This window comes from Acidobacteriota bacterium, from assembly GCA_019347945.1.
GTDB lineage: Bacteria > Acidobacteriota > Thermoanaerobaculia > Gp7-AA8 > JAHWKK01 > JAHWKK01.
Genome location: JAHWKK010000021.1, coordinates 21,034 through 44,507, shown reverse-complemented (window position 1 = coordinate 44,507; position 23,474 = coordinate 21,034). Strand labels below are relative to the sequence as shown.

General features: G+C 62.0%; 20 protein-coding genes, 1 pseudogene and 1 riboswitch. Of the genes and pseudogenes, 16 read left to right on the top strand and 5 right to left on the bottom strand.

Going from position 1 to position 23,474, the window contains the following annotated elements:
- Nucleotides 1–8 precede the first annotated feature (8 nt).
- Nucleotides 9–830: a DUF1573 domain-containing protein gene (locus KY459_12880; protein MBW3565612.1), complete on the bottom strand. Its 822-nt coding sequence runs from the start codon at nt 828–830 to the stop codon at nt 9–11.
- Between the two features lie 304 nt (nt 831–1,134).
- Nucleotides 1,135–2,178, bottom strand: coding sequence for a tRNA preQ1(34) S-adenosylmethionine ribosyltransferase-isomerase QueA (gene queA / locus KY459_12875; GenBank protein MBW3565611.1), 1,044 nt, complete (start codon nt 2,176–2,178; stop codon nt 1,135–1,137).
- Between the two features lie 99 nt (nt 2,179–2,277).
- Between queA and KY459_12870 the strand changes: the two genes are divergently transcribed.
- Together KY459_12870 and KY459_12865 are read left to right on the top strand one after the other, a co-directional pair.
- Nucleotides 2,278–3,891 (top strand): peptide chain release factor 3, encoded by a 1,614-nt coding sequence (locus tag KY459_12870; protein ID MBW3565610.1) that lies wholly within the window; start codon nt 2,278–2,280, stop codon nt 3,889–3,891.
- A 95-nt stretch (nt 3,892–3,986) separates the two neighbouring features.
- Nucleotides 3,987–5,060 (top strand): alkaline phosphatase, encoded by a 1,074-nt coding sequence (locus tag KY459_12865; GenBank protein ID MBW3565609.1) that lies wholly within the window; start codon nt 3,987–3,989, stop codon nt 5,058–5,060.
- Between the two features lie 38 nt (nt 5,061–5,098).
- On the opposite strand, the gene KY459_12860 is transcribed toward KY459_12865, so the two are convergent.
- The gene (locus tag KY459_12860; GenBank protein ID MBW3565608.1) at nt 5,099–5,449 is read right to left on the bottom strand and encodes a TraR/DksA family transcriptional regulator; all 351 of its coding nucleotides are present in this window, start codon (nt 5,447–5,449) and stop codon (nt 5,099–5,101) included.
- A gap of 31 nt (nt 5,450–5,480) precedes the next feature.
- Between KY459_12860 and KY459_12855 the strand changes: the two are divergent.
- The 12 genes and pseudogenes from KY459_12855 to KY459_12800 all read left to right on the top strand — a co-directional run bounded on the left by KY459_12855 (nt 5,481) and on the right by KY459_12800 (nt 17,354).
- A pseudogene (locus KY459_12855) lies at nt 5,481–6,510 on the top strand (glycosyltransferase).
- Between the two features lie 45 nt (nt 6,511–6,555).
- On the top strand, nt 6,556–6,891 hold the full coding sequence (locus KY459_12850; protein MBW3565607.1) for a hypothetical protein: 336 nt from the start codon (nt 6,556–6,558) through the stop codon (nt 6,889–6,891).
- Nucleotides 6,888–8,387 carry an acetyl-CoA carboxylase biotin carboxylase subunit gene (locus KY459_12845; protein MBW3565606.1) on the top strand — a complete coding sequence of 500 codons (1,500 nt, stop codon included), beginning with the start codon at nt 6,888–6,890 and terminating at the stop codon, nt 8,385–8,387. The genes KY459_12850 and KY459_12845 overlap by 4 nt, the downstream gene beginning before the upstream one ends.
- Entirely contained in the window at nt 8,384–8,881 is a 498-nt protein-coding gene (locus KY459_12840; GenBank protein ID MBW3565605.1) for an acetyl-CoA carboxylase biotin carboxyl carrier protein subunit, read from the top strand. The genes KY459_12845 and KY459_12840 overlap by 4 nt, the downstream gene beginning before the upstream one ends.
- A gap of 10 nt (nt 8,882–8,891) precedes the next feature.
- On the top strand, nt 8,892–10,874 hold the full coding sequence (locus KY459_12835; protein ID MBW3565604.1) for a hypothetical protein: 1,983 nt from the start codon (nt 8,892–8,894) through the stop codon (nt 10,872–10,874).
- Nucleotides 10,871–11,281, top strand: coding sequence for a 6-carboxytetrahydropterin synthase (locus tag KY459_12830; GenBank protein MBW3565603.1), 411 nt, complete (start codon nt 10,871–10,873; stop codon nt 11,279–11,281). The genes KY459_12835 and KY459_12830 overlap by 4 nt, the downstream gene beginning before the upstream one ends.
- Nucleotides 11,278–11,781: a MogA/MoaB family molybdenum cofactor biosynthesis protein gene (locus KY459_12825; protein MBW3565602.1), complete on the top strand. Its 504-nt coding sequence runs from the start codon at nt 11,278–11,280 to the stop codon at nt 11,779–11,781. The genes KY459_12830 and KY459_12825 overlap by 4 nt, the downstream gene beginning before the upstream one ends.
- A 90-nt stretch (nt 11,782–11,871) precedes the next feature.
- Nucleotides 11,872–11,965, top strand: a riboswitch (TPP riboswitch).
- Between the two features lie 213 nt (nt 11,966–12,178).
- Complete coding sequence (locus KY459_12820) at nt 12,179–14,296, top strand: TonB-dependent receptor (GenBank protein MBW3565601.1); 2,118 nt, start codon at nt 12,179–12,181, stop codon at nt 14,294–14,296.
- Nucleotide 14,297: 1 nt separating this feature from the next.
- A complete protein-coding gene (pnuC, locus tag KY459_12815) occupies nt 14,298–14,912 on the top strand; it encodes a nicotinamide riboside transporter PnuC (protein ID MBW3565600.1) in 615 nt (204 codons plus the stop codon).
- The gene (locus tag KY459_12810) at nt 14,912–15,430 is read left to right on the top strand and encodes an ATP-binding protein (protein MBW3565599.1); all 519 of its coding nucleotides are present in this window, start codon (nt 14,912–14,914) and stop codon (nt 15,428–15,430) included. The genes pnuC and KY459_12810 overlap by 1 nt, the downstream gene beginning before the upstream one ends.
- A 50-nt stretch (nt 15,431–15,480) precedes the next feature.
- The gene (locus tag KY459_12805) at nt 15,481–16,665 is read left to right on the top strand and encodes a DUF1343 domain-containing protein (protein MBW3565598.1); all 1,185 of its coding nucleotides are present in this window, start codon (nt 15,481–15,483) and stop codon (nt 16,663–16,665) included.
- Nucleotides 16,662–17,354, top strand: a complete 693-nt coding sequence (locus tag KY459_12800) for an RluA family pseudouridine synthase (protein ID MBW3565597.1) — start codon at nt 16,662–16,664, stop codon at nt 17,352–17,354. The genes KY459_12805 and KY459_12800 overlap by 4 nt, the downstream gene beginning before the upstream one ends.
- A gap of 62 nt (nt 17,355–17,416) precedes the next feature.
- Here KY459_12800 and KY459_12795 read toward each other — a convergent pair whose 3' ends face one another.
- Nucleotides 17,417–17,761, bottom strand: coding sequence for a metalloregulator ArsR/SmtB family transcription factor (locus KY459_12795; protein ID MBW3565596.1), 345 nt, complete (start codon nt 17,759–17,761; stop codon nt 17,417–17,419).
- Nucleotides 17,762–17,957: 196 nt separating this feature from the next.
- Between KY459_12795 and KY459_12790 the strand changes: the two genes are divergently transcribed.
- Nucleotides 17,958–18,383, top strand: coding sequence for a DUF4783 domain-containing protein (locus KY459_12790; GenBank protein MBW3565595.1), 426 nt, complete (start codon nt 17,958–17,960; stop codon nt 18,381–18,383).
- A gap of 36 nt (nt 18,384–18,419) precedes the next feature.
- Nucleotides 18,420–22,271 (top strand): HAMP domain-containing protein, encoded by a 3,852-nt coding sequence (locus KY459_12785; protein MBW3565594.1) that lies wholly within the window; start codon nt 18,420–18,422, stop codon nt 22,269–22,271.
- Here the strand turns inward: KY459_12785 and KY459_12780 are convergent.
- Nucleotides 22,213–23,469 (bottom strand): dicarboxylate/amino acid:cation symporter, encoded by a 1,257-nt coding sequence (locus tag KY459_12780; GenBank protein MBW3565593.1) that lies wholly within the window; start codon nt 23,467–23,469, stop codon nt 22,213–22,215. The genes KY459_12785 and KY459_12780 overlap by 59 nt on opposite strands.
- Nucleotides 23,470–23,474 lie beyond the last annotated feature (5 nt).

The following is a 23,474-nucleotide window of genomic DNA, read 5'->3' as shown; positions in this document are numbered from 1 at the left end:
ACGGGAGCTCAGTTCCTTCCGACGATCTCTGCCGTGACGACGGCCGAGGCCGTCAGCTCGGGATTCAGCTTGTTGCGGATCACGACCGTTTCGGTCAGAGGACCGGGTTCCACTCTCGAACCATCGATCGTGATCGCGACTTCGCCCGACTCGCCGGGGGGTATCGCTGAGCCCGGCTGATACCAGAGGCAACGGCAACTCGATCGTTCGAACTCGATCTCGATCGGGGCGTCGGAGGCATTGGTGACGGTGAATTGGTGAGAGGCTCGGGTGCCTTCGCGGACGGTGCCGAAATCGAAATCGGCCGGCGAGATCGTCATCGGGACGGGCTCCGGGGTTTCCTCGATGACCGCCGGCGCTTCAGACTCCTCGACTGCAGGCTGCTCCCCCGGCTGGTCTCCCGCCGACCACCAGATCAGAGCGGAGATCAGTGCAACGATCGCGATGAGGATCACCGCCATCGGGATATTGCGTGTCCGGCTGGGCGTCTCCTCCGGGACTGGTTGGGTCCGGTCGTGCACGAGCGGCTCGTTCCAACGCTTGATGTTCATCGTTTCGAAGTCGTCGGCTCGAGGCTGCTGCTCCGGTGGGGGCGCGGCGATAGTATCGGAATCGTCCTCCTCGGCTTCCCAGCCATCGTCGGTCTCGTCATCGACCTGAAGATCGACCAGGTAGTCGATGGTGCGACTCAGATCCTCGATGAAGCGCTCGTATCTCCGTGCCAGACGACCGTCAGGCGCGGAGGCGGAGAGCCTCCTGAGCGCGTTTCGATGCTCCTCGTACCGCCTGAGAAGACTCCCCAGCTCTCGATCTTCGGGATCGGGCTCCATAATTTACACGATAGCAGGATTCCGGCCCGGATGGAGCAGGTGGGCAATCCCCTTCAAGTACAACGTGTTGAAACGCAGGGGAGGGCGAAGCTCCTGCTGAGCCGCACCGTGACGAGCTTGCTGAATCGAGTCTCATCACCGGGAGGGCGAGCCTCTGGCGAGCCGCGATCCTCGAAACCGAACCTGAAACCCGCAACCATCCGGGCAGGTTTGCCGTCGGCCATCCAATCCCGCCAGCTCGCGGCTCGCCAGAGGCTCGCCCTCCCGTTCGAACGTTGCATCGCGCAAGCTCGCAGCAAAGTTCCTAACTCCCGCCCCTCTCGATGAACATGCAGTCGCCGTAGCTGTAGAAACGGTAGCGCCGGGCGATCGCCTCCCGATAGGCGTGGCGGATCGTCTCGACCCCCGCGAACGCGGAGACGAGCATCAGGAGCGTACTTTCCGGCAGGTGGAAGTTGGTGAGCAGCGCGTCGACGACTCGAAACGAGTATCCCGGAACGATGAAAATGCCGGTCTCGCTCCTGCCGGGACTCAGCCGGCCTTCTTCGTCCGCGGCGCTCTCGAGGGCGCGCACGGTTGTGGTTCCGATCGCGACGACCCGTCCTCCGGCAGCCTTCGCCCGCCGCACGGCCTCCGCAGTCGATTCCGGGATCTCGAAGCGCTCGACATCCATGACGTGATCCTGAATATTCTCGGCTTCGACCGGGCGGAAGGTCCCGAGGCCGACGTGGAGGGTGACGCGTTCGATCGGGATGCCCCGCTTACGAATTGCGGCGAGAATGTCGTCGGTGAAATGAAGACCCGCGGTCGGGGCGGCGACGGCACCCGGTGCGGAGGCGTAGACGGTCTGGTAGCGCTCGCGGTCGGCGTCGGTCGCGTCGCGCCGGATGTATGGGGGGAGCGGGGCGCGGCCGACGGTCTCGATAAGGGAGAGTAGCTCTTCCGCGGTCTTTTCGAATGCGACGACGACCCGCCCCCGGTCGAGCTTCGTGATCACTCGGGCAGTCAGGTCTGCGCTGAATCGAAGCACGTCACCTTCGCCGATGCGTCGGGCCGGTTTCGCCAACGCCTCCCAGACTCCGTCGCCGCGATCGCGGGCGAGGAGAATCTCGATCCGCCTCTCCATTCCGGGGAGGGGATCCGCGAAAAGGCGCGCGGGGATGACCCGGGTGTCGTTCAGAACGACGAGGTCATCCGGATTGAGCTCGGACGGGAAATCGACAATCGAACGATGCTCGAGCGCTCCGGTTTCAGGCCGTACCACCAGCATCCGGGACGTCCCTCGCTCCCCGGCTGTCTGGGCGATCAGCTCTGCCGGGAGCTCGTAGCTGAAGTCCGATCTCTTCATCAGCGCTGGAGATTAGCAGGATCGTTGCTCCCCGCCACGGTCAACCCCGGACTTCCGGGGAATCGGGTTCGAGCGCGGATGTTTATGCACACGGTCAGTATGGAGACGATGAATCTACACGAACCGCCATCCGGGATTGCGCAGGAGGTGGCGCGGCGGCGCTGCTTCGCGATCATTTCGCATCCGGATGCCGGGAAAACGACTCTGACGGAGAAGCTGCTGCTGTACGCGGGAGCGATCGATCTTGCGGGAGCGGTGCGCCGCAAGGCGAGACAGCAGCATGCACGCTCGGACTGGATGGCGATCGAGCAGGCGCGTGGGATCTCCGTGACTTCGACCGCGCTCCAGTTCGATCACGACGGTTGCCGTTTCAACCTGCTCGATACGCCAGGCCACCAGGATTTCAGCGAAGACACATACCGCGTTCTGATGGCGGTCGATACGGCGGTGATGGTTCTCGATGCGGCCAAGGGTGTCGAGCCCCAGACGCTCAAGCTGTTCGCCGTCTGCCGCGATCGCGGCGTTCCGATCGTCACCTTCGTCAACAAGCTCGATCAGCCCGGACGGGATCCGATGGAGCTGCTCGATGAGATCGAACGGGTGCTCGGGATGTCGGCCGTTCCTCGAAACTGGCCGATCGGTGCCGGACCGGAGTTCCAGGGCGTCTACGATTTCGAGGGCGAGCGCGTGCTCCGATTCGAACGGGGTGAGCGTGGGGACCGTGCCATTCCGATCATTCCCGCGAGTCTCGGTGACGAACGGCTGCGCGAGGAGCTCGGCGAGCGGCTCTTCCGGGAGCTGAGCGAAGAGGCCGAGCTGTTGCGCGAAGCCGGAACGACTTTCGATCGAGCTTCCTTCGAAGCTGGCCGGCAGACGCCCGTTTACTTCGGAAGCGCGTTGAACAATTTCGGGGTCGGGGCATTTCTGGACGCTCTCGGAGACCTTGCGCTTCCGCCGATGCCCAGGGCGAGCGACCAGGGGATGATCGATCCCGTGAGCGACCGATTTTCCGGATTCATCTTCAAGATCCAGACGAACATGGATCCGATGCACCGCGACAGCATGGCGTTCATGCGGGTCGTTTCGGGCCGCTTCGAGACTGGTATGACCGTGGAGCACCCGAGGCTCGGTCGCTCGCTCCGCCTGCCGCGGGCTCATCGGATCTTTGCTCGCGAGCGGGAATCGACCGGGGAGGCTTTCCCGGGTGATGTCGTCGGGCTCGTCAATCCGGGTCTGTTCGTGATTGGCGATACCGTTTGCGAGGGAAGGCCGTTGCGCTTTCCTCCGCTTCCGCGCTTCGCTCCGGAGCAGTTCGCGACTCTGCGGGCAAAATCGGTCGATCGTCAGAAGAGCTTTCAGAAGGGGCTTCGTCAGCTCGAGGAGGAAGGCGCAATCCAGATCCTGAGGGATCCGATGCGCCGGGACCCGATTCTCGCCGCGGTGGGTGAGCTGCAGTTCGACCTCATCCGGTCGCGGCTGTCTTCGGAATATGGAGTGGAAACCGTTCTCGACCGGCTGCCGTTCCGATACGCACTCTGGCCCGTCGCACAGAACGGAACGGAGGATTCCGAAGAGATTGACTGGCCGAACTATGGTGTGAATCTCGCGCACGACCGCGAGGGGCGGTCCGTCGCGATGATCGAGGGTCCGTGGGCCGAGGAAACATTGAGGCAGAAGAACCCCGGCCGCGAGTTTTCACGCTCGAGTCCCTGACGCAAGCTCTTGTCCGATTGACTCCTTTCGACTCGCGCGGAGGAGTCTCAACTTCCGGGACCCCTTCGATATGATCGCGATGCCTCGGAGGAATGATGACGCGAAAACTCAGTCTGCTCCTGTTGATTCCGCTTTTTCTGGGAAACTGCCGTACGGCGGATCGCGCACCGGTTCGGTCGATTGACGAGGCGGTACCGAAGAACATCATTCTGTTGATCGGTGACGGGATGGGCTCCACGCATTTCACCGTCCTCGATCATCTGAGAGGATCGGAGTCGACCTTGCCGCGATTTACGAGTGCGGCGCTCGTCACGACCCACTCCGCCAGCTCGAGCGTGACCGATTCGGGGGCTGCCGCCACGGCGATGGCAGCGGGGATCAAGACGACCAACGCCGCTCTTTCAGTGACTCCGGACGGCCGGGAGGTCGAGACGGTTCTCGAGATCGCCGAACAGCGTGGGATGATGACGGGGCTCGTCACCACGACGGGATTCTGGGATGCGACACCGGCGGCATTCGCATCCCATACGCTCGACCGTGGTGACGCACTCGGCATCGTTCCCCAGATGCTGACCAGCGGAGTCGATCTGGTGATCAGCAACGGTTCGGAGAAGTTCGGAGTCGACGGGATCCCGTCGATCGGCGACATTTCGGATCGATTCGGATATCTGCCGGTCACAAACCCCGCGGGTCTCGCGCCGACTCCCGGGAAGGTGCTCGCGGTGTTTCCGGGCAACGATCTCGACCTCGATCATCCCGAAGCGCCGCTTCCCGTTCTGACTCGTTATGCGCTCGAGCAGCTCGCAGGTGATCCGGACGGCTTTTTCCTGATGATCGAGAGCGAGGGGACGGACACGGCGAGTCATCAGAACGAGACCGGGGCCGTGCTCGACAGCCTCCGCTCACTCGACGAAGCTGTGGCGGTTGCTCTCGACTATGCCGAAGCAAACGGTGAGACGCTCGTCGTGTTCACCGGCGATCATGAGACCGGCGCGTTCCAGATTGCTCCTCCCGGCGCGAGCGGCGAGCTGAGGCTGCAATGGTTCTCCGGCCACCACACGGGGCAGGCGCTTCCAGTTTTGGCCTACGGCCCCGGCTCCGAGCGATTCAGCGGCTGGATCGACAACACCGACATCGGGAAGTGGTTGAAGGAAATGGTCGAGAAATAAGCGGACCCGGTCCGTCAGGTCGGATTCGCGGGTGACTTTTATTCGAAACCCTCCTGGCAATAAACGCAAAACGGCGCCTCGGGCAAAGCCTCGAGACGGTGGATTCCGATCGGCTCCTTGCAGAGGCGGCACATTCCGTAAGTCCCGCGATCGAATGATTTCAGCGCGGCTTCGATCTGCTGGAGCCGGACCTGGAGCTGGCCTCGGCTCATCTGCTCCATCGCCTGCATCTGGATCGCATCCATCCGAGTCAGCCGCCCAATCGCCGATCCGCTCCGCTCGATCGGTTGCGAGTTTGACGTCTGCGTCAGAAGCGCTTCCGCGGAGGCCTTCGCGAGCAGAAGCGTCTCTCGGAATTGTTCGAGCTTCTCGGGAGTGAGGTTCGACATCGAATCTCATTGTATGGTCCGGGTGCCAACGATGAAAAACCGTTCTTCCCGACTGAATCCCCGGATTTCGATCGTCCTTCCGTTCCGGAACGAAGAAAAATTCATCGAGGATTCGCTGAAATCGATCCTCGACCAGTCGATCGACGATTGGGAGCTTCACGCAATCGATGATCAATCGAGCGATGGGTCGGCCTCGATTCTCCGCGCCGCGGCGGCTGTCGACCGACGGATCAGATTGTCGTCGAATCATGGAAACGGGCTCGTCGCCGCTCTGCAGTACGGCTTCTCTCGTGCGCGCGCACCTCTGGTTGCCCGGATGGATGCCGACGACCTGATGACTCCGGACAGGCTCGAGGTTCAGGCCGGAGCCCTGAACGACAATCCGAGAACCGCCCTGGTCGCTTCCCGGGTTCGGATCTTCCCCCGCAAGCTTCTCCGTGCCGGATACCGCGAATACGAGCGTTGGCAGAACGCGATCATCACCCCCGAGGAGATCGGTTTCGAAATCTTCTTCGAATCTCCGTTCACCCATCCAACGGTGATGTTTCGCCGCGAGATGTTCCATGCAATTGGTGGATATCGCGATGGCCCGTTTCCAGAGGATTACGAGCTCTGGTTGCGGATGCATGCGGAGGGACTGGAGATGAGGAAATGCAAAGAGGTGCTGGTTCACTGGCGTGAGCGACCGGATCGGACTTCCCGCGTTGATCCTCGCTATTCACGCGAAGCCTTCGACCGGCTGCGAGCGCGTCATCTTGCCCGGGATCCTCGTATCGCAGGCTCGCGGCCGCTGGTGATCTGGGGCGCAGGACGTAGGACCCGGCAGCGCGCGCGACATCTTCTCCGGTCCTTCGATTGAATCCTGGATCGACGTCGATCCCCGCAAGATCGGCCGCGAGGCTGGAGGTATCCCGGTTCACGCCCCGCAGTGGCTCGCTTCGCGGACGCCGCGCCCGTTCGTTCTAGTCTACGTTCGAAACTACGGTGCGCGGGAGCTGATTGCGCCGCGGCTCGCGTCGATGGGTTACGAACCGATCAGGGATTGGATTCCGGTGGGATGAACGGGACAGGCGCGCTCTGTGTACACTACGGCGGCGGAGGGGCTGATGGCCGACAAAGAGTCGAAGAAGACCGGGTTGCCCAACGGGGATGTGCTCGAAGGGGTCGTTGCGGAGCTGCTGAAGGACCTGGAGACCGGCACCGGCGACGAGAGCCAGCGAAAGCAGACTGAAGACTGGCTTCGCGCGCTGCGCGACAAGTATCCGTCGCTCGGAATCGAGGCGGGGCTGAGGGCCTACTATCTCGCGGAAGCGAAGCGGAAGCGTGAGGAGTTCGACTCGACCGAGAATCTCGTCGACCGGCTGGCGCTCGGCCGCTCGATCGAATCGTATCTGGAGCGCGCCGGGGAGGTCGATCACAGGCGGTCGGGAGACGAGAGTTGAAAATCCTGATCGCCAATCGGGGCGAAATTGCGCTCCGGGTGATACGCGCGTGCCGCGAGCTCGGCCACTCGTCGGTCGCGATCTACTCCGAGCCGGACCGCCGGTCTCTCCACGTGCTCTATGCCAACGAGGCTTTTCCCGTCGGGCCCGCGCCCTCTTCGGAAAGCTACCTTCGGATCGACCGCGTCATCGAAGTTGCCAAACGTTGTGGTGCGGACGGGATCCATCCGGGATACGGCTTTCTGGCAGAGAACGCCGACTTCGCGGACGCATGCGCCGAAGCCGGCATCGTCTTCATCGGCCCGTCGTCATCGGCAATCCGCGCCATGGGGTCGAAGACCGAGAGTCGTACCCGGATGGCGGCGGCGGGAGTTCCGATCGTTCCCGGGCTTCAGAAGCCGGTGGAATCGGTCGAGGATCTCGTTTCATTCGCGCGCGAGTCCGGCTACCCGATCATGGTGAAGGCGAGTGCTGGGGGTGGTGGGAAAGGACTGCGTGTCGTTGGCGATGAGGAGAGTCTGAGAGCGGCTTTCGAGCGTGTGAGCAGCGAGGCACTCGCGTTCTTTGGTGATTCCGCCGTCTACGCGGAGAAAGCGCTCGAGGCCCCCCGCCACATCGAGGTCCAGGTCCTCGGAGACAAGCACGGGAACATCATCCATCTCGGCGAGCGGGAGTGCACGCTCCAGCGAAGGCATCAGAAGGTCATCGAGGAATGTCCCTCGCCAGTTCTCGACGAGGAAACCCGTGCGGAGATCGGTGAGATTGCGATTCGCGCCGCGCGAGCAGTCGACTACGACTCGGCAGGGACCATCGAGCTGTTGCGGGCGAGCTCCGGTGAGTTCTACTTTCTCGAGATGAATACAAGGCTTCAGGTCGAGCATCCGGTCACCGAGCTCGTGACGGGCATCGATCTGGTCAAAGAGCAGATCGGAATCGCGTTCGGAGAGCGTCTGACGATTCGCCAGCAGGACGTCACGATGTCGGGGCACGCGATTGAGGCGCGAATCTATGCCGAAGATCCGTTCTCGGGCTTCGCGCCGTCGCCGGGTCTGATCCGGAATCTGATGTTGCCGCAGGGCCCAGGCGTTCGAAACGACAACGGCGTCTACAGCGGATATGAGGTGCCGCTCCACTACGATCCGATGCTTTCCAAACTGATCACGTGGGGAAAGAGTCGTGATGAAGCGATCGCCCGGATGAAGAGAGCACTCGGAGAGTACCGGGTCGATGGCATCCAGACGACGATTCCCTTTTATCTCCGGCTCATGGATGACAGCGATTTCAGGCGCGGCGAGTTCGATACCGGGACCATCGATCGGATGCTCGACGCGCTGACGAGGGCATCCGGGGTGGAGGAGGAGCTTCGCGATGTCGCGATCATCGTTTCCGCGATTCGAGAGCTGGAGAACGCCGAGCGTGTTCAGGTCGACGTGCGGAAGGATTCCGCCTGGAGACGATCGGCCCGGCTGATGTCGGTGTCGGGAAGGCGTCCATGAAACTCGTTGCGAAACATGGGGAGGATCTGATTCCAGTCGAGATCTCGAGAGCGGGGGACGGATTTCATGCGAAGGTCGGCGACACGGAGTACGAGGTCGACTTTCTGAAGGCGAACGACCTTCTCGTCTCGATCCGTTTAGGCGATGGACGCCAGTACGCCGTAGTGGATGCTCGAGATGGTGCGTCGCACCACGTCTTTTTCGACAACGCGAGAGTCGGCGTCGAGGTGCGCGACCCGCTTCAAATGCAACGATCGCTCAGGGAATCCGACGTCCAGGGAGACAGCAGGATTCGTGCGGTCATGCCCGGGCGGGTGACTCGCGTGCTGGTGGCCGAGGGTGATTCGGTCAAAAAAGGCGCCCCCCTCGTCGTGCTGGAAGCCATGAAGATGGAAAACGAGATCCGGGCGACGCGAGATGGCACAGTCGAGAGTGTTTTCGTAACCGACGGCCAGACGGTCGAATCGGGTGCAGACCTGATCGAGATCGTTTAGGATCGGACAAATGGGTCGACGCGCTACCGTACTCGTGGCGGACACGACTGGCTTCTCCGACCAGACATCTTCCCCCGGTGGGGATGTCGTGAGTCAGAGCATCTATCTGACCGGTGGAAAGATCGTCGAGACGACCGGGCCAATCGTCATCGCCGAGTTCGCGACCAATCGGGAAGCCATCGCGGCGAGCCGCCGGATCCACCAGGAAACGCTGACTGCGGAAGGATCGTCCGACCTGAAGGTCGTCGTCGGCGATGGGGAAGTGGTCGACAGGGATTTCACCATCGGCGGTGAAGCGCTCCGAACGTCGCTTCTGGTTCTCGATGCGATCAAACCGGGACAGTTCGTGACCACCTCGGAAATTGCCGCGGAGACCGGTCTCGACGTCGAGAGCGAGCTCGGCACCCTCGTCGGCAGGACGTTCGTCGTCGCAGCGGCGCCGCAAGCCGCCGCCGTCAGCCCGGCCGAACCTCCGAAGCCCGTGGCGGGACAGGCTCGCCCGCCGCGAGCCTCGGTTTCCGCAGCTCCGACGGCCGGAACAACGGGTGGTCGCAGGCGCAGCCTCATGATCGCCGGGATTGCCGGAGTGGTTCTGATTGCCGTCGTGGCCGTCCTGTTTCTCGTTCTCCGCCCGGCGAGTGAAAGAGGAGCGGAGCTGGAAACTGGTAGCGAGACGGGGGATCGGATCGCTCAGGAAGCGGAGGCGTTCCGACTGTTCCTTACGAGGGATGCGGCGATCGAAAGCGCAGAGGCGGACGCTCGCGAAGTCGTCGTCGAAACTGTCGCAATGATGCTCATGCTGGAGCCGGCGACAGATGTTGTCGCGGAGGCGTCATCAGGTGTTCTCGAGATCCGGATTCAACGATTCGAGCCGGATGGCGATCAGGCGATCGAACCGGGGGAGCCGGCTGCGCCGATGATTCAGGCCACGATCGAGGGCCGTCCCGCTTCGAGCCCGCCCGTGCCGGTGGACGACCCGGTCCTGGCGGCCGATCAGATCGTCACCTGGATCGCGGAAGCGCTCGGCTTTCGGCGGACGATCCCTCCGGTCACGAGCCCGGCCAGCGAGGCCTATCTTCGCTCGTTCGATCCGAGCGGAAATCTCGAGCGGCTTGCAACCAGCCTCCGAACGGAGGCCGAGCAGAGCGGCGATTACCTTTCGTGGCTGCGCCTGGCGAGGTTGTATGCGTCGAGCGAAACGCCGTCGAGAGAGGTCGAGGCGCTGGCTCGAGCCGCCGAGATCACGCGCGCTGGCGAAAAGATCTGGAATGAGATTGCCCGAAGGAGTCTGCAATACGGGCTCGTTTCGGATGCAGTAGGGGCCTGGGCGAGAATTTACGAAGCGAATTCGGATGCCGAGACCGCACGGAAGGGGCTCGCGCATGCCGCTCTGCTCGCGCGAGAGGACGGGATCTTCATGCGCCTGGTCGACCTGCATGGGTCGCTCGGCCTTCATCCCGGTGATCTCGCGGCCCGGGATGGCGACCTCAGGGGGGCGGTCAATCAATACTACGACTCGGAGAAGCTCGATCCGAACGACCCGGAGCTCGCTTTTCGCGTAGGGCGGATCGGGATCCTTCGGAGATCGAGACCGGTCGCGAACCTCGAGCTCGACAAACTTCGCGGGCTCGGCGCGGAGCCGAAAACGTCGCTTCTCGCGGCATACATCGCTGCTGACTCGGGGGACAATTCCGAGGCTGAGAGGCTGATCGAGAACGCGATCAGCGGAGCCAGCTGGTACGATTCGCCTTACACGCGGATTGCCGAAATACGAAGTCTGATGCGGGACACGAGGGGAACACTCGATGCGATCCAGCGGGCAGCCGAGGCGGCGGAGCCGCATGCCGGAGCGATCGAGACGAGTCCTCTTTTCGAGCATCTGCGATCCGATCCTCGGTATCGCAACTCGTTGAGGGTTCTGGATGGCCGGCGCGCCGAGATCCGGGAGCGGATGTCCGGCCTGAACAGTGTTGAGCAAGGGGGGATGACGTGACTGAAGTGGGGGTTACCGCGCGGCTGCAGTTTTCGGCATCTCACCGGCTGCACAACGACGATTTCGACGACGAGTGGAACAAGAAAGTCTTCGGCAAGTGTGACAACCCGGCCGGGCACGGACACAACTACACGATCGAGGTCAGCGTAAAGGGGCAGGTGGATCCAGTGACCGGCATGGTCATCGATCTGAAGGATCTCAAGGACGTGGTCCGCCGTGTGATCATCGACGAGGTGGATCACCGCAACCTGAACGTCGACGTCGACTTCCTCCTCGGGATCAATCCGACCGCGGAGAATCTCATCGTAGCGTTCTGGAACCGTCTATCGGGCGAGCTCGACGGCGTGCGACTCGACGAGATCAGGCTTCGAGAGACGGAGAACAACTCGGTCGTCTACAGAGGATGAGCCGGCCGGCGCAGAAGCCCGAGGCTGTGGTCATCACGTGCTCGGACCGTGTGAGCAGCGGAACGATGGACGATCTCTCGGGCCCTGATGTCGTCGACTATCTCCGTTCGCGCGGGTACGACTGTGCGGATGCCGTCGTGGTCCCCGACGACGTCGAGGCGATCGAAGCAGCTCTGATCGCGGCAGTGCGAACGCCGGAGATCAGACTCGTGGTGACGGTCGGTGGAACGGGTATCTCCGCCCGTGACGTGACACCCGAAGCAACGGCGCGGATCGGAGACCGTCTGATTCCGGGGTTCGGTGAGCTGATGCGAGACCGCTCGTTGGAGAAGACCCCGATGGCGCCATTGTCCAGAGCGGGAGGATGGGCGGCCGGGGACTCGCTCATCATTAATATTCCCGGAAGCCGCGCGGGAGCAATCGACAATCTCGAGGCGGTGATCGAGCTCGTTCCCCATGCCCTCGACCTCCTTGCAGGAAAGACCGTGCACGAGGAGTGAGTCGGTGAGCTTTCGATTCGCTTCGGCTCAGTCGTGTAGACGGAGTCTGGAACAACCCGCACTCTGATCGAGTTGGGTTCTTATGGATGGCGGGAGCCTTGGGGGTGGCCCATGCGGGCCTGAGATCAAACCCTTAGAACCTGATCCGGTTTGAACCGGCGTAGGGAAAGGCAAGAGAGCGAATCATCTCTGAGTCTCCGGCCAAAACGACTCGGAGGTGAAGATGAAGCGGCTTTCGATTTTTTCTTTTCTTTGCATCAGTCTCGCGTTCTCTCTTTCGTCCGTTGCTCAGAGCGGACTGAACGGTCGGGTAATCGACGGCGCAGGACTCGGCGTCGAAGGTGCGCGAGTCAGTGCGGCGGGAGTGACACGAACCACTGGGGAGGATGGATCGTTCATGCTGCCCGTCGTTGGCGTGGATGTCCTGACCGTGTCGTACCGCGGAATCACGGAGAGGATTAGCGTCGACAATCCGGATGAGTACCTGGAGATTCGATTCGAGGGTTCTGCCGGATATCGGGAGTCTGTGACCGTCACGGCAATCCGCGCCTCGGATCAGGCACCGGTAGCGTCGAGCGAGATGTCCCGTGAGGAGATTCTCGAGAACGATCGGGGACAGGACATTCCATTGCTTCTCGAGAGACTTCCCTCGGTTGTGAGCTGGGCGGACGCCGGTTCGGGTGGAAGCGGCTACTCGTACTTTTCGATACGAGGAATCGGCACGACGCGAATCAACGTCACACTGGACGGTGTACCGCTGAACGATCCAGCCGAGAACGCGATCTATTTCGCGAACTTTGCCGATCTGGCGTCGAACACGAGCTCGCTGCAGATGCAGCGGGGCGTCGGGACCTCCACGCTCGGTTCGCCTTCGTTCGGCGGGTCGGTCAACTTCCTATCGCTCACTCCCGCCGATGACTCGAGGATCGACGGCTATGTCGGGCTCGGCTCGTTCGACCATCGTCGCGCAAGGGTCGCCTGGCATACGGGAAGTTTTCTCGATGACTGGAGAGGCTATTCGAGCATCTCCCTGAACGAGAGTGACGGCTACCGCGACAACTCGGGAGTCGAGCAGGTCGCCTTCTGGGGTGGGCTCGACGGGACGGTGGGCGAGACCCTCGTTCGTGTGTTCGGATTCTCGGGAAACGAGAAGAGCGAGCTTTCGTATCTGGCGGTCGAGGACGACATTCTCGAAGGGAATCGCCGTTTCAATCCACTCGGGGCCGACGATCGCGACGATTTCGGACAGGACCTGCTGAAGGTCGAATTGATCCGCCCGCTGAGCGAGACGCGAACCGTCTCGGCTACCGCCTACTACAACGGAGCCGATGGATGGTTCGATGTGGCGGTGCCCGATTCGGTGCTCCGGTTTTCGATCGATGGTCATCAGATTGGTCTGATCGGGGTCTACAACGAAATCAGAGGAGCGACGAACGTCGACGTCGGGTTCCACCTGACCGATTTCACGCGGGATCATCAGCTTCATATCGAGGGCGCTCGCCAGTACCTGAACACCGCCGAAAAAAATGAAGCGAATGCATTCGTGAAGCTTTCGAGAAAGGTGGGGGACTGGACCCTCTTTGGCGATGGCCAGGTGAGATGGGCGTCATTCACGTACATCGGCGATCTCGATCTCGGTAGTGTCGACTGGACATTTTTCAATCCGAAAGTCGGGGCCCGCTACCAGCTGACGCCCGCGGTCTCGGCATACGGCTCGATCGGACGTTCCGAGCGTGAACCGGCTCGAAGCGACATGCTCTTCGGCGAAGACAATGCTTCGATCCGTTACGATCTGCGGGCCGTCCGTCCCGAGAGTGTCGTGGACGTCGAGCTGGGCGTCGATCACGTGACGGCAGCTCTGAGGCTCGCTGCAAATGTCTACGCGATGGAGTTTCGCGACGAGATCGCACTGACCGGAGAGCTCTCGGAGATCGGATTGCCGACGCGGCGCAATGTCGACCGCTCCTCCCGTCGAGGTCTCGAGCTGGAGGTGGACTGGATGCTCAGCGACCGTTGGAGCGTGAGTGGCGCATCCAGCTTCAGCCGGAATCGCATTCGCGAGTGGGAGCAGTTTTATGACGTCTACGACGAAAACTTCGGTTTCGTCGAAACGGTCCCGATAGTTCATCGTGATGTCGAGCCACTGCTGACTCCGGAAACGATCCTGAACGGGGCAGTCGAGTGGCGGCCGTACGACGGGCTGCGCACCGAGCTCCTGGCGCGGTGGGTGAGCGAGTCGCAGCTGGACAACACGGGGAATCCGGATCTGGTGACACCAGCGTACTTCATCGCTGACCTCCAGGGAGATGTCGCGCTCGACCGGTGGCTGGGTGACGGAATGCGCCTCCGGTGGAGCGTTCGCAATCTGCTCGACGAAGAGCGTTTCAAGCCGAGCGGCTACAGCTATCCCTTTCTGATCGAAGACTCGGGCGGTTCGAGGTCGATCGATGGCATCGCTTTCTACTACCCGTTGTCAGGCAGGAGTTTTTCGCTGACACTCGACTGGCGGCTGTGAAGTGGCTGGGTTGTCCCTCTTCGAGGTTTCCGCGGCCATCATCACCGCGGTCGCGATCTGGCTGACCTCCCGGCAGAGCGTCTGGTGCTGGCCGGTCTCGCTGGTGAGTACGGCGATGTATGTGGTCGTCTATTTCCGGGCCCGGCTCTACGCGGATTCCGGGCTCTACTTTCTCTACGGGCTGTTCGCGATCTACGGATGGTGGTTGTGGACGCGAGGCGAGACTGAGGCCGACGTTCTGCGCGTGACCAGAATTCCGCGGTTCCCGCTGGTGGTCGCGCTCGGACTCGGAGCGATCGGTGCGGTCTCGCTCGCGTCTGTTCTGTCGACGTACACGGACGCGGCGGTTCCCTGGGCCGACTCGACGCTGGTCAGCTTCAGTCTCGTCGCTCAATGGATGACGGCGAAGAAACATCTGGAGAGCTGGATCATATGGATCGTCGTCGACGTCTTCTACGTCGCTCTCTTCATCAACCGCGATTTGATTCCGACGGCGATTCTCCACGTCGGTTTGCTCGTCCTCGCGGTCATCGGATTCCTCAGATGGAAGCAGTCTCTGCGGGATTCAAGAGCAGCGGCGGGGTACGAAACCCTCATCGGAGAGCGGCCGGCGTGATGGCGGCGCGGGAGCTGCGGCGGGTGACGCTCGTCGGTCCCGAGTGCAGCGGCAAGTCGACGCTCGCGGCCCGGCTGGCGAAGATCTTTGGAACCGTCTGGAGCGGTGAGTTTGCGCGCGAGTACGCCCGGGATCTGGGAAGACCGCTCGAGGCACGGGACGTCCCGCCGATCGCGATCGGACAGATTCATCTGATCGATCGAGCAGTGGCAGCCGCTCGGGGAGGGATCGTGTTTCACGACACGGATCTCTTTTCCACCATTGTGTATGCGCGGCATTACTACGGATCGTGTCCGGAGTGGATCGAGAGTGAAGCGAGCAAGCGGCGTGCGGATCTCTACATGCTGCTCCCTTCGATGGAGATGATCCCCGACGGCGTTCGGGATCCGGAGGCCGACCGGGATCTCATCACCAGGCGCTTTCGGGAATTGCTGACCGGGCTGGAGGTCCAGTTCGCCGAGATTCCGGGAGCCGACGAGAAGACCGCAATCGATTCACTGGCGCGTCTTTCCGTCTGATCCCGGCGGTACGAAAGCCGCAGAGTCAGGCGGCCGAGGAGACTTAATGAATGAGGCAGAGAGTACGAACCGGGCTCGAGGTGCTGTTCGACGATCCGCATACGATCATGGGGTCCAAGATCGGCCTGGTGACCCATCAGAGTGCGGTGACGAGCGATCTGAGGCACTCGCTCGACCTGCTCTACAACGGCCGAGGCTGGAAGCTGACCGAGCTTTTCGGACCCGAGCATGGAATCTGGGGCGAAGCTCAGGACATGGACCACGTCGCCGACACGAAGGATCCGCTGACCGGCCTCACTGTCCATTCGCTCTACGGCTCCACGCGGGAGAAGCTCGAGCCGGACCCGGAGATCCTCCGGCGCCTCGACGTCCTCGTGATCGATCTCCAGGACATCGGCTCCCGTTATTACACATTCATCTACACGATGGCGCTCTGCATGCGCGCCGCCGCGCCGCTGGGAGTCCGGATCGTCGTGCTCGACCGCCCCAATCCGATCGATGGGATTCACATCGAAGGAAACATTCGGGGCGAGGGCTATCAGAGTTTCGTCGGCCTGTTCCCGCTTCCCGTGCGTCACGGAATGACGGCGGGAGAGCTGGCTCGCTACTTCAACGCGAAGTTCGATCTCGGGTGCGATCTCGAAGTCGTCCCGATGGAAGGATGGAAGCGGGCGATGTGGTACGGCGATACCGACCTTCCCTGGGTGATTCCGTCCCCGAACATGCCGACCGTCTATACCGCTGCAGTGTACCCGGGCATGTGCCTGGTCGAGGGGACGAACCTTTCGGAGGGACGAGGAACCACGCATCCGTTCGAATTTTTCGGTGCACCATGGCTGGATGCCTTCGAGCTCGCCAGACGTCTGAACCGCCTCGACCTCCCTGGGATTCGATTTCGTCCCCACTATTTTCTGCCGACGTTTCAGAAGCATGCCGGTAAGGTCTGCGGCGGTGTGGAGCTTCACGTGACCGATCGGAGGGTGTTCGAGCCTTATCGCACCGGTCTGTGGTGCGTGAAGACGGCGCGGGACATGGACCCCGAGAACTTCGACTGGAGGAAGGAGCCATACGAGTTCGAAGCCGACCGGCTCGCAATCGACCTTCTCGCCGGCACGGACCGCTATCGCAGCATCGTCGAAGAGGGTGGCGACCTTGCGGACTGGATCGAGAGCTGGAACGACGATCTCACCACGTTCGCCGCAGATCGTCGCGAGTTCCTCCTGTATGACGAATGAGCGATCTCCGGATTCTCTGGGAGGATGACGATCTGATCTTCGTCGACAAGCCGGCGGGACTGCTGAGCCAGCAGGCTCACGATCCATCCGAGCCGGATCTCCATGCCGCCGTCCGACATCATCTCGAAACGGCCGGAGAGACCGCGTACCTCCTCCAGCGGCTCGATCGGGGAACGACCGGCGTCATCTTCTTTCCCAAGCAGAAGGAGCTCAACGCGAAGCTCAATCGAGCATTCGAGCGGAAGGAAATTCGCAAGACGTATCTCGCGCTCGTCGAGGGGGAGGTCACGGTCTCACAGACGATCGACGCTCCGATTGCCAGGATCGGCCCGATTACCTTCGGGGTGCGGCCCCACGGAAGGCGCGCGACCACGAGCCTGCGGCCGCTGAAAAGCTCTCGACGGGCGTCGGTTCTCGAGCTCACCCTCCATACCGGCAGGACTCATCAGATCCGCGTCCATCTCGCGGCCGTCGGTCATCCGCTGATCGGAGACTGGCTCTACGGTACTCGGGACGACGAGATCCGGCCGATGCTTCACGCATTGCGGCTGACGATGAAGCATCCCAGATCGGGCGAGGACCTGGTGATCGCGGCTCCGCTCCCGTCCGATTTCATCGAACAGGCCCGAACACTGGGGATTGCTGCAGCAGAGCTCGAATCGACAGCCGGAGGGCGCCTCTCCGGCTGAATTTCGAATCAAAACGGAGGCTCAATCTCCGTCGCAGCAGCCAGTACCACTCGTGCAACAGCTCATGTTCCTTCTCCTTTCTCCGCCGCCTCGAGTCCGGGGCAGCAGTTCTCGATCCAGTCGGCGAGATCGCGGAGCAATCCCACGACCTCGTTGCGATTGCAGCAGTAGCGGACCTCCCGCCCGAGTTTCTCGGACGAGACCAGCCCTGCTTCCCTGAGGGCTTTGAGATGGCGGGATACGACCGAAAGGTCGATCGAGCAGCACTCGGCGAGACTACCGACCGGCGCACCCCCCGTATCGTCGCTGGTCATCCCCGCGATCAGTCGCAGCCGGTTCGGCTCGGCGAGGGCGCGAAGCATCTCGGCAGCGGATTCGACATCGAATGGGCGGCATGAGTCATTCATTGCATTCATGCACAATAATGCATAGATTGATCTATTCCCGACCCTTGATCAGGACAATTGTCTTCGGCAGAGGTCGGTCGAGGATCGGCGTCGAACGCGCGCTTCCGCCGTAAACTATTCCAGAAACATGAGTTATTTTGTAAATTAGAATAGGCATGCGGCACGAATGGTTGTGCAGTGAAGGAGGAAGCCTCGAATGCGTAAAAAGAGCCTGTTGTTTATCGTCGCTCTCGTCGCAGCAGTTGCTGCGCACGCGGATGGTTTCCGTGAGCTGGACCTGGCGGTCTCGAGCCTGACACGAGGGTTCGAGCGTGGGGAGAGCCATCCGATCGTAAACGGAATCGGAGACCAGGTGATGCTCGAGTTTCCCGGGCTTGTGAACGAATCCGGCTTCTTCGGGCGCGATCAGGCGTCGTATGTCCTCGACGAGCTGTTCAGCCGCGCGGTTCCGACTGGTTTCGAAGTGATGAATGCTCGTAAAGTGAGTGCTCAGAACCAGTATCACATCAATGGCCGATGGTCAGTCCAGATCGAGAACAGCGCCCAGACGCGGGAGGTCCACATCACGCTTCAGAGCCGCGACGACCGTTGGTACGTCGCTTCGATTCGCTCGCTGCAGTAAACCCGTGTGGCGAGTGAAGGGGAGGCGGGGTGGCCGGTGCGATTGAGTATCGTCGGCGTGCTCGGGGTCGCTTTGCTGACCGTGTGTGCGACCGACAATGTCCAGGCCGATCTCGAAGCGGCGCTGGTCCACGATATCCGGGACCGCGCCGCCGGGATCGACCGCGAAGCGCAGCTCCTGCTGGAGCGCGTGAGCGACGCGAGCTCCCGAGAGGGACTGTTCCGAATCCTCGCCACCCTTCCCCAGACCGGTCGAACGGGAGTCGAGGTTCTCTCGGCGCGCGGGGAGCTTCTGGCCTGGTGGGGTGACCTTCCTCCGGCAGGATGCAGTCGGTTGTGCTTCGAGGCGACCCGAGTTCATCTGAACGCGGTAGGCACGGCGCCCGAGTCCGGTATGCGGGTGATCGTCTCTTCCTCAGCGGATCTTCAACGTCCGGATGATCTGCTCTCGCTGCGGCTGCACGGAAGGATCGAGCGGATTGCCTCGTCACGCGCAGCCGTCGAGGGTGAAAAGGGTCGGATTCTGAAACTGAGCCTCTGGGAGGGTGCTCCGCCGATCTACGCGGTCAGAGCTCCCGATCGGCCGTCCGGAAGCAGTGTGCGGCTGGCGCCGCTTCTGGTGACGGGATTCTTCTGGGGAATCGCGGCGTGGCTCGGCTGGCTTGGACGCAGGACCCGGCTCGGGATTCCTGCGGTCCTCGCGATGGCGGGGCTGATTGTCGCAGGGCGGCTCGTCGCCCTCGAGATTGCCGGTTCGCACGCCGATCCCGGGGTGTTCGGGTACTCCCATTACGCGTCGCGGGCGCTCGGCATTTTTTCCCGCTCACCATTCGACCTGTTTCTCACTGCGGGAGTCATCCTGGCCCTCGGAAGTCTTCTGGTCCGGTATGTGCCGCGCCGCCACTCCGTCGCCCTGGCGGTCGTCTTCACGGTCGTCGGTGTTCCGCTGCTGGTTCAGTTCGTCCGGAATCTGATTCTGAACTCGAGGATTTCGTCAATTCCCGAGCACATCCTTCCCGAATCCGTCTCGCAGAGTCTTCTGACCCTTTCGCTGGTCCTTCTGGGGATGCTCCTGGTGAGGCGGTGGCCGGGACTCGACACGAACCGCCGGCGTCTTCTTTATGCGGTCGTCTGCGCGGGCGCTCTGCTCCTGACGTTCTATCTGGCCCGGCCTTCGACCGTGACAGGAAGAGCGCTGATCGTGATGATGGCGATCTGCATTCTCGGCAACATTCTGACCTCGGCGATCAGACGGGATGGGGCGAGGCTGCGAATCACCAGAGCGGTCGTGATCGCGCTGCTCATCTCACCTGGGGTGGCCTTGTTCGATGCGGAGGCGGCGCGGCGTGTGGTCAGCGAGGTCCGGGCTCCGCTGGTCATGGGGGAGAGCGGACAGCTGGGAAGAATTGTGGAGACGACGATCGAACGGATCGAGAAGGTCGACATCACGCCTCATGTGCCGGAGGGGAGAAACGCGAAATTTCCTGAAGATCTCGCCTGGGCGGTATGGCGCGAGAGCACCCTTGCCAGGCTGGGTACTCCGTCGAGCATCGAGATCCGCGATCTGACGGGTCGGAGAGTAAGCCGGTTCGGGACGGCCTCCGAAGCCGAGCTCGAGGGGATGTACGTGGTCGAGCGGCATGTCCCGGTCGTCCGGTCCGGCGACCTCGTCGGCGAGGCGAGGGTGGTGATTGCCGATCCGATCGGGGGACCCACACCGGTGGGGCAGGATCCCTACTACGAGTATTACAGTGAAGAGCACGACCCCCTTCTCGCAGCCGCCGAGAGAGCGCTCCGACATACGATCTTCGATGCTTCCGGCAATCCAGCGTCCCCTCCGGGCTTCAGACTCGCGCGGAGTGCGTTCTATTACTCGCGTCATCTCGAGCCGGGCGAGTCAGTATGGGCGAGAGCCTCGGCTCCCCAGAATGTCGACGTCTATCTTCGCGAAGGGACCGAAGCGCTCTATGCCTTCCCCGTTCAGGTGAGCTCGGCGGGTGACGAGATGCGCAGAGCGGGATCTCTCGCAATGTGGGCCCTGGTGCTGGTTCTTCTGTTTTCAGCGCCGGCGCTGACGGAACGGCTGGGAGGTGTCGGCTCGCTCCGACTTTCGGGCGTCAGATTTCAGGCGAGACTTTCCGCGGCGATGGCGCTGGTCGTGATCGTCCCCTTTCTTGCAATCGGGATTTTCCTTCGAGTCACGGTCGCCGACCGGTTCGAAGAAGAGTTTCTCTTCCGCGGCCAGGACGCCCTCGATGCCGCGCAGCGTGTGATGGAGGACTACCTGGGATCACGGACCGATCTCGAGCCGGAGCTCGCTCTCGACGACTCCATACTCGAGTGGCTCGCAGGCGTCGTTGGACACGACCTCCACCTGTTCCGTGACGGGCGGCTCGCGGCATCGAGCCGAAGAGATCTGTTCACCGCACGGGTCGAGCCCTCGATTCTCCCCGGGTCCGTTTACTCCGCGATCGTGTTCGAGGGTGCACAGTCGCTTCTCGAAGTTCATCGTGTGCGTGAGCGCGACTACGCGGAGATCTACAGCCCCATGGCCGTCGTTCCTGGAGAGGATTGGGTATTGGGGCTGCCGTTGGTGGTGCAGGCGAAGGAGATCGATGAACAGATCGACGACCTCTCCACGAACCTGTCACTGCTCGTCGTGGCTATTCTGACGATTGCCGCCCTGATCTCGGGCTGGGTGGCGCGATCGATCTCGCGTCCGGTCGGGGAGCTGGCCGACGCCGCCCGGCAGATCGGAAGAGGAAACCTGAGTCCTGCGATCTCCCCCCCTTCCGATCCGGATTTTCGCGTCCTCGCCACGACCTTCGACGAAATGGCGCGATCGATCGGAGCCCAGCAGGGCGATCTTCGACTCCAGAGGGACCGATTGAGAACGCTGATTCAGAACATCGACGCGGCTGTCGTGCTGCTCGACGAGCACGCCGACGTGCTCGAGTTCAATGCCGCCGCAGAACGCCTGTTCGACGGCAGGCCCGATGGTGAAGCGATCCGGCAATCACCCTTCGCCGCAGTTCTCGAGGAGCCGTCCGCGACTCCCCGGATGTTCATCGAGCTGATCGTGCGAAAGGCGGACGAAGACCGAAGTTTTCAGATATCGACCATCGGCCTTCCTGCGTCCAGCGAACGGATGGTCATCATCGAGGATGTGACCGACATCGTGCGGTCGAACCGGCTCAAAGCCTGGGCGGAGATGGCCCGGCAGGTCGCACACGACATCAAGAACCCGCTCACCCCGATCCAGCTGACTGCGGAGCATCTCGAGAACCTCGCGGACCGGGAGGACGAGAATCTTCGCGAGGCGGTTCGGTCGGGCAGCCGGAACATCCTTCGTCAGGTTGAGACCCTGAGGGAGACCTCACGCGCGTTTGGTGAGTATTCGGCGAACGAGGAATCTTCGTTTCGTGAAACGGCCCCGGCTGTCCTGCTCGAGCAGATTGCCAGCGGCTACAACACGGGGAACCGTCTGAGAGTCGATCTGGAGGCGGAAGGTCTTCCATCTTCGCTTCGAGGCGACCCTGCGTCGCTGCAGCGGGCCGTCATCAATCTGATCGAAAACGCGCTCCACGCAACCGGCAGCGACACTCCGGTCAGATTGAAAGCGAGGCGACTCGACGACGAACTGGTCGAGATCTGTGTCGAGGATGATGGGCCAGGGGTGCCGGAGGAGTACCTTTCGAAGATTTTCGATCCCTATTTCTCGACCAAAAGCGGAGGGACCGGTCTGGGGCTTGCGAACGCCCGCAAGATCATCGAGCGACACGGCGGTACGATCAGGGCCGAGAACACCAATCCGGGACTCCGGATCAGCATCACACTTCCGGTCGATGGATCGGTTCCGCGACCAGACCCGCAGCCTCCATTTTCCTGACCACGACGGCGTCGATCACACCGGCTCCCGAGGCATCGCCCCAGACATTGACGGTCGTCCGGAACCGGTCGAGAAGCCAGTCGACGGCGAGGATCAGGCCGATACCTTCCAGCGGCAACCCAACCGCGTTGAGAACGATGACCATCGTGACGAGTCCTGCCTCCGGAATGCCGGCGGCTCCGATTGCGGCGAGCGTTGCCGTCAGAAAGACGATGATCTGTTCCGCCCCGCTCATGTGAATTCCGGCGGCCTGCGCGATGAACATCGCCGCGACCGCTTCATAGAGGGCGGTTCCGTCCATGTTGATCGTAGCCCCGAGCGGAAGGACGAAATAGGCGGCCTTTCGCGAGACACGGTTCTTCTCCTCGACCTGCTCGATCGTCAGCGGGAGCGTCGCGGAGGATGAGGCGGTAGAGAACGCCGTCAGCAGAGCCGGCGACATGTTGTACATGTACCTGTAGGGATTGCGCCGTGCGAAAAACCAGAGAATGAGGGGAAGGATGATGAGTCCATGGATGCCGAGCCCGAGGATGACGGTGAACATGTATTTTCCGAGTCCGCCGATCATTACTCCGAGATCTCCTGCTTCGCCGAACCTCCCGGCCACCAGACCGAAAACACCGACGGGAGCGAAAAGCATCAGCAGCTCGACTATCCGCATGATCGTCTCGTTCACTCCTCGAAAGAAGGCGATGACCGGTTCGCCGACCGGACCGATCGTCGTCAGAACGGCACCGAATACCAGCGAAAACAGGATGACCGGCAGAATATCCATGTTCGCCATCGCCTGCATGATGTTGGGTGAGACGAACGAAAGAATGATGTCGGTAAACCCGATTTCCGATTTGCCGGCCACACGATCGGGGACGTCCGCTCCCATCTCCATGCCGAGACCGGGCTGGATCAGCTGGACGAGAAATAGCCCCAGCATCACCGCGATGCCGGTCGTGATGGCGTAGTAGAGGATCGTGGAGCCTCCGAGTCTTCCAATCTTCCGGACGTCTCCGAGACCCGTGATGCCGACGATCATCGAGGCGACCACCAGGGGAATGATGATCATCTTGAGCGCCGTGAGAAACAGGTCACCGAGCCATTGGACCGATGTCATCGCTTCCCCGAAAAGCCAGACCCCGAGGAAAGCGAGGATGATCCCCACGACGATGCCGATCAGAATGAAATTGCTGGCTCGCTTGCTCATGAGGC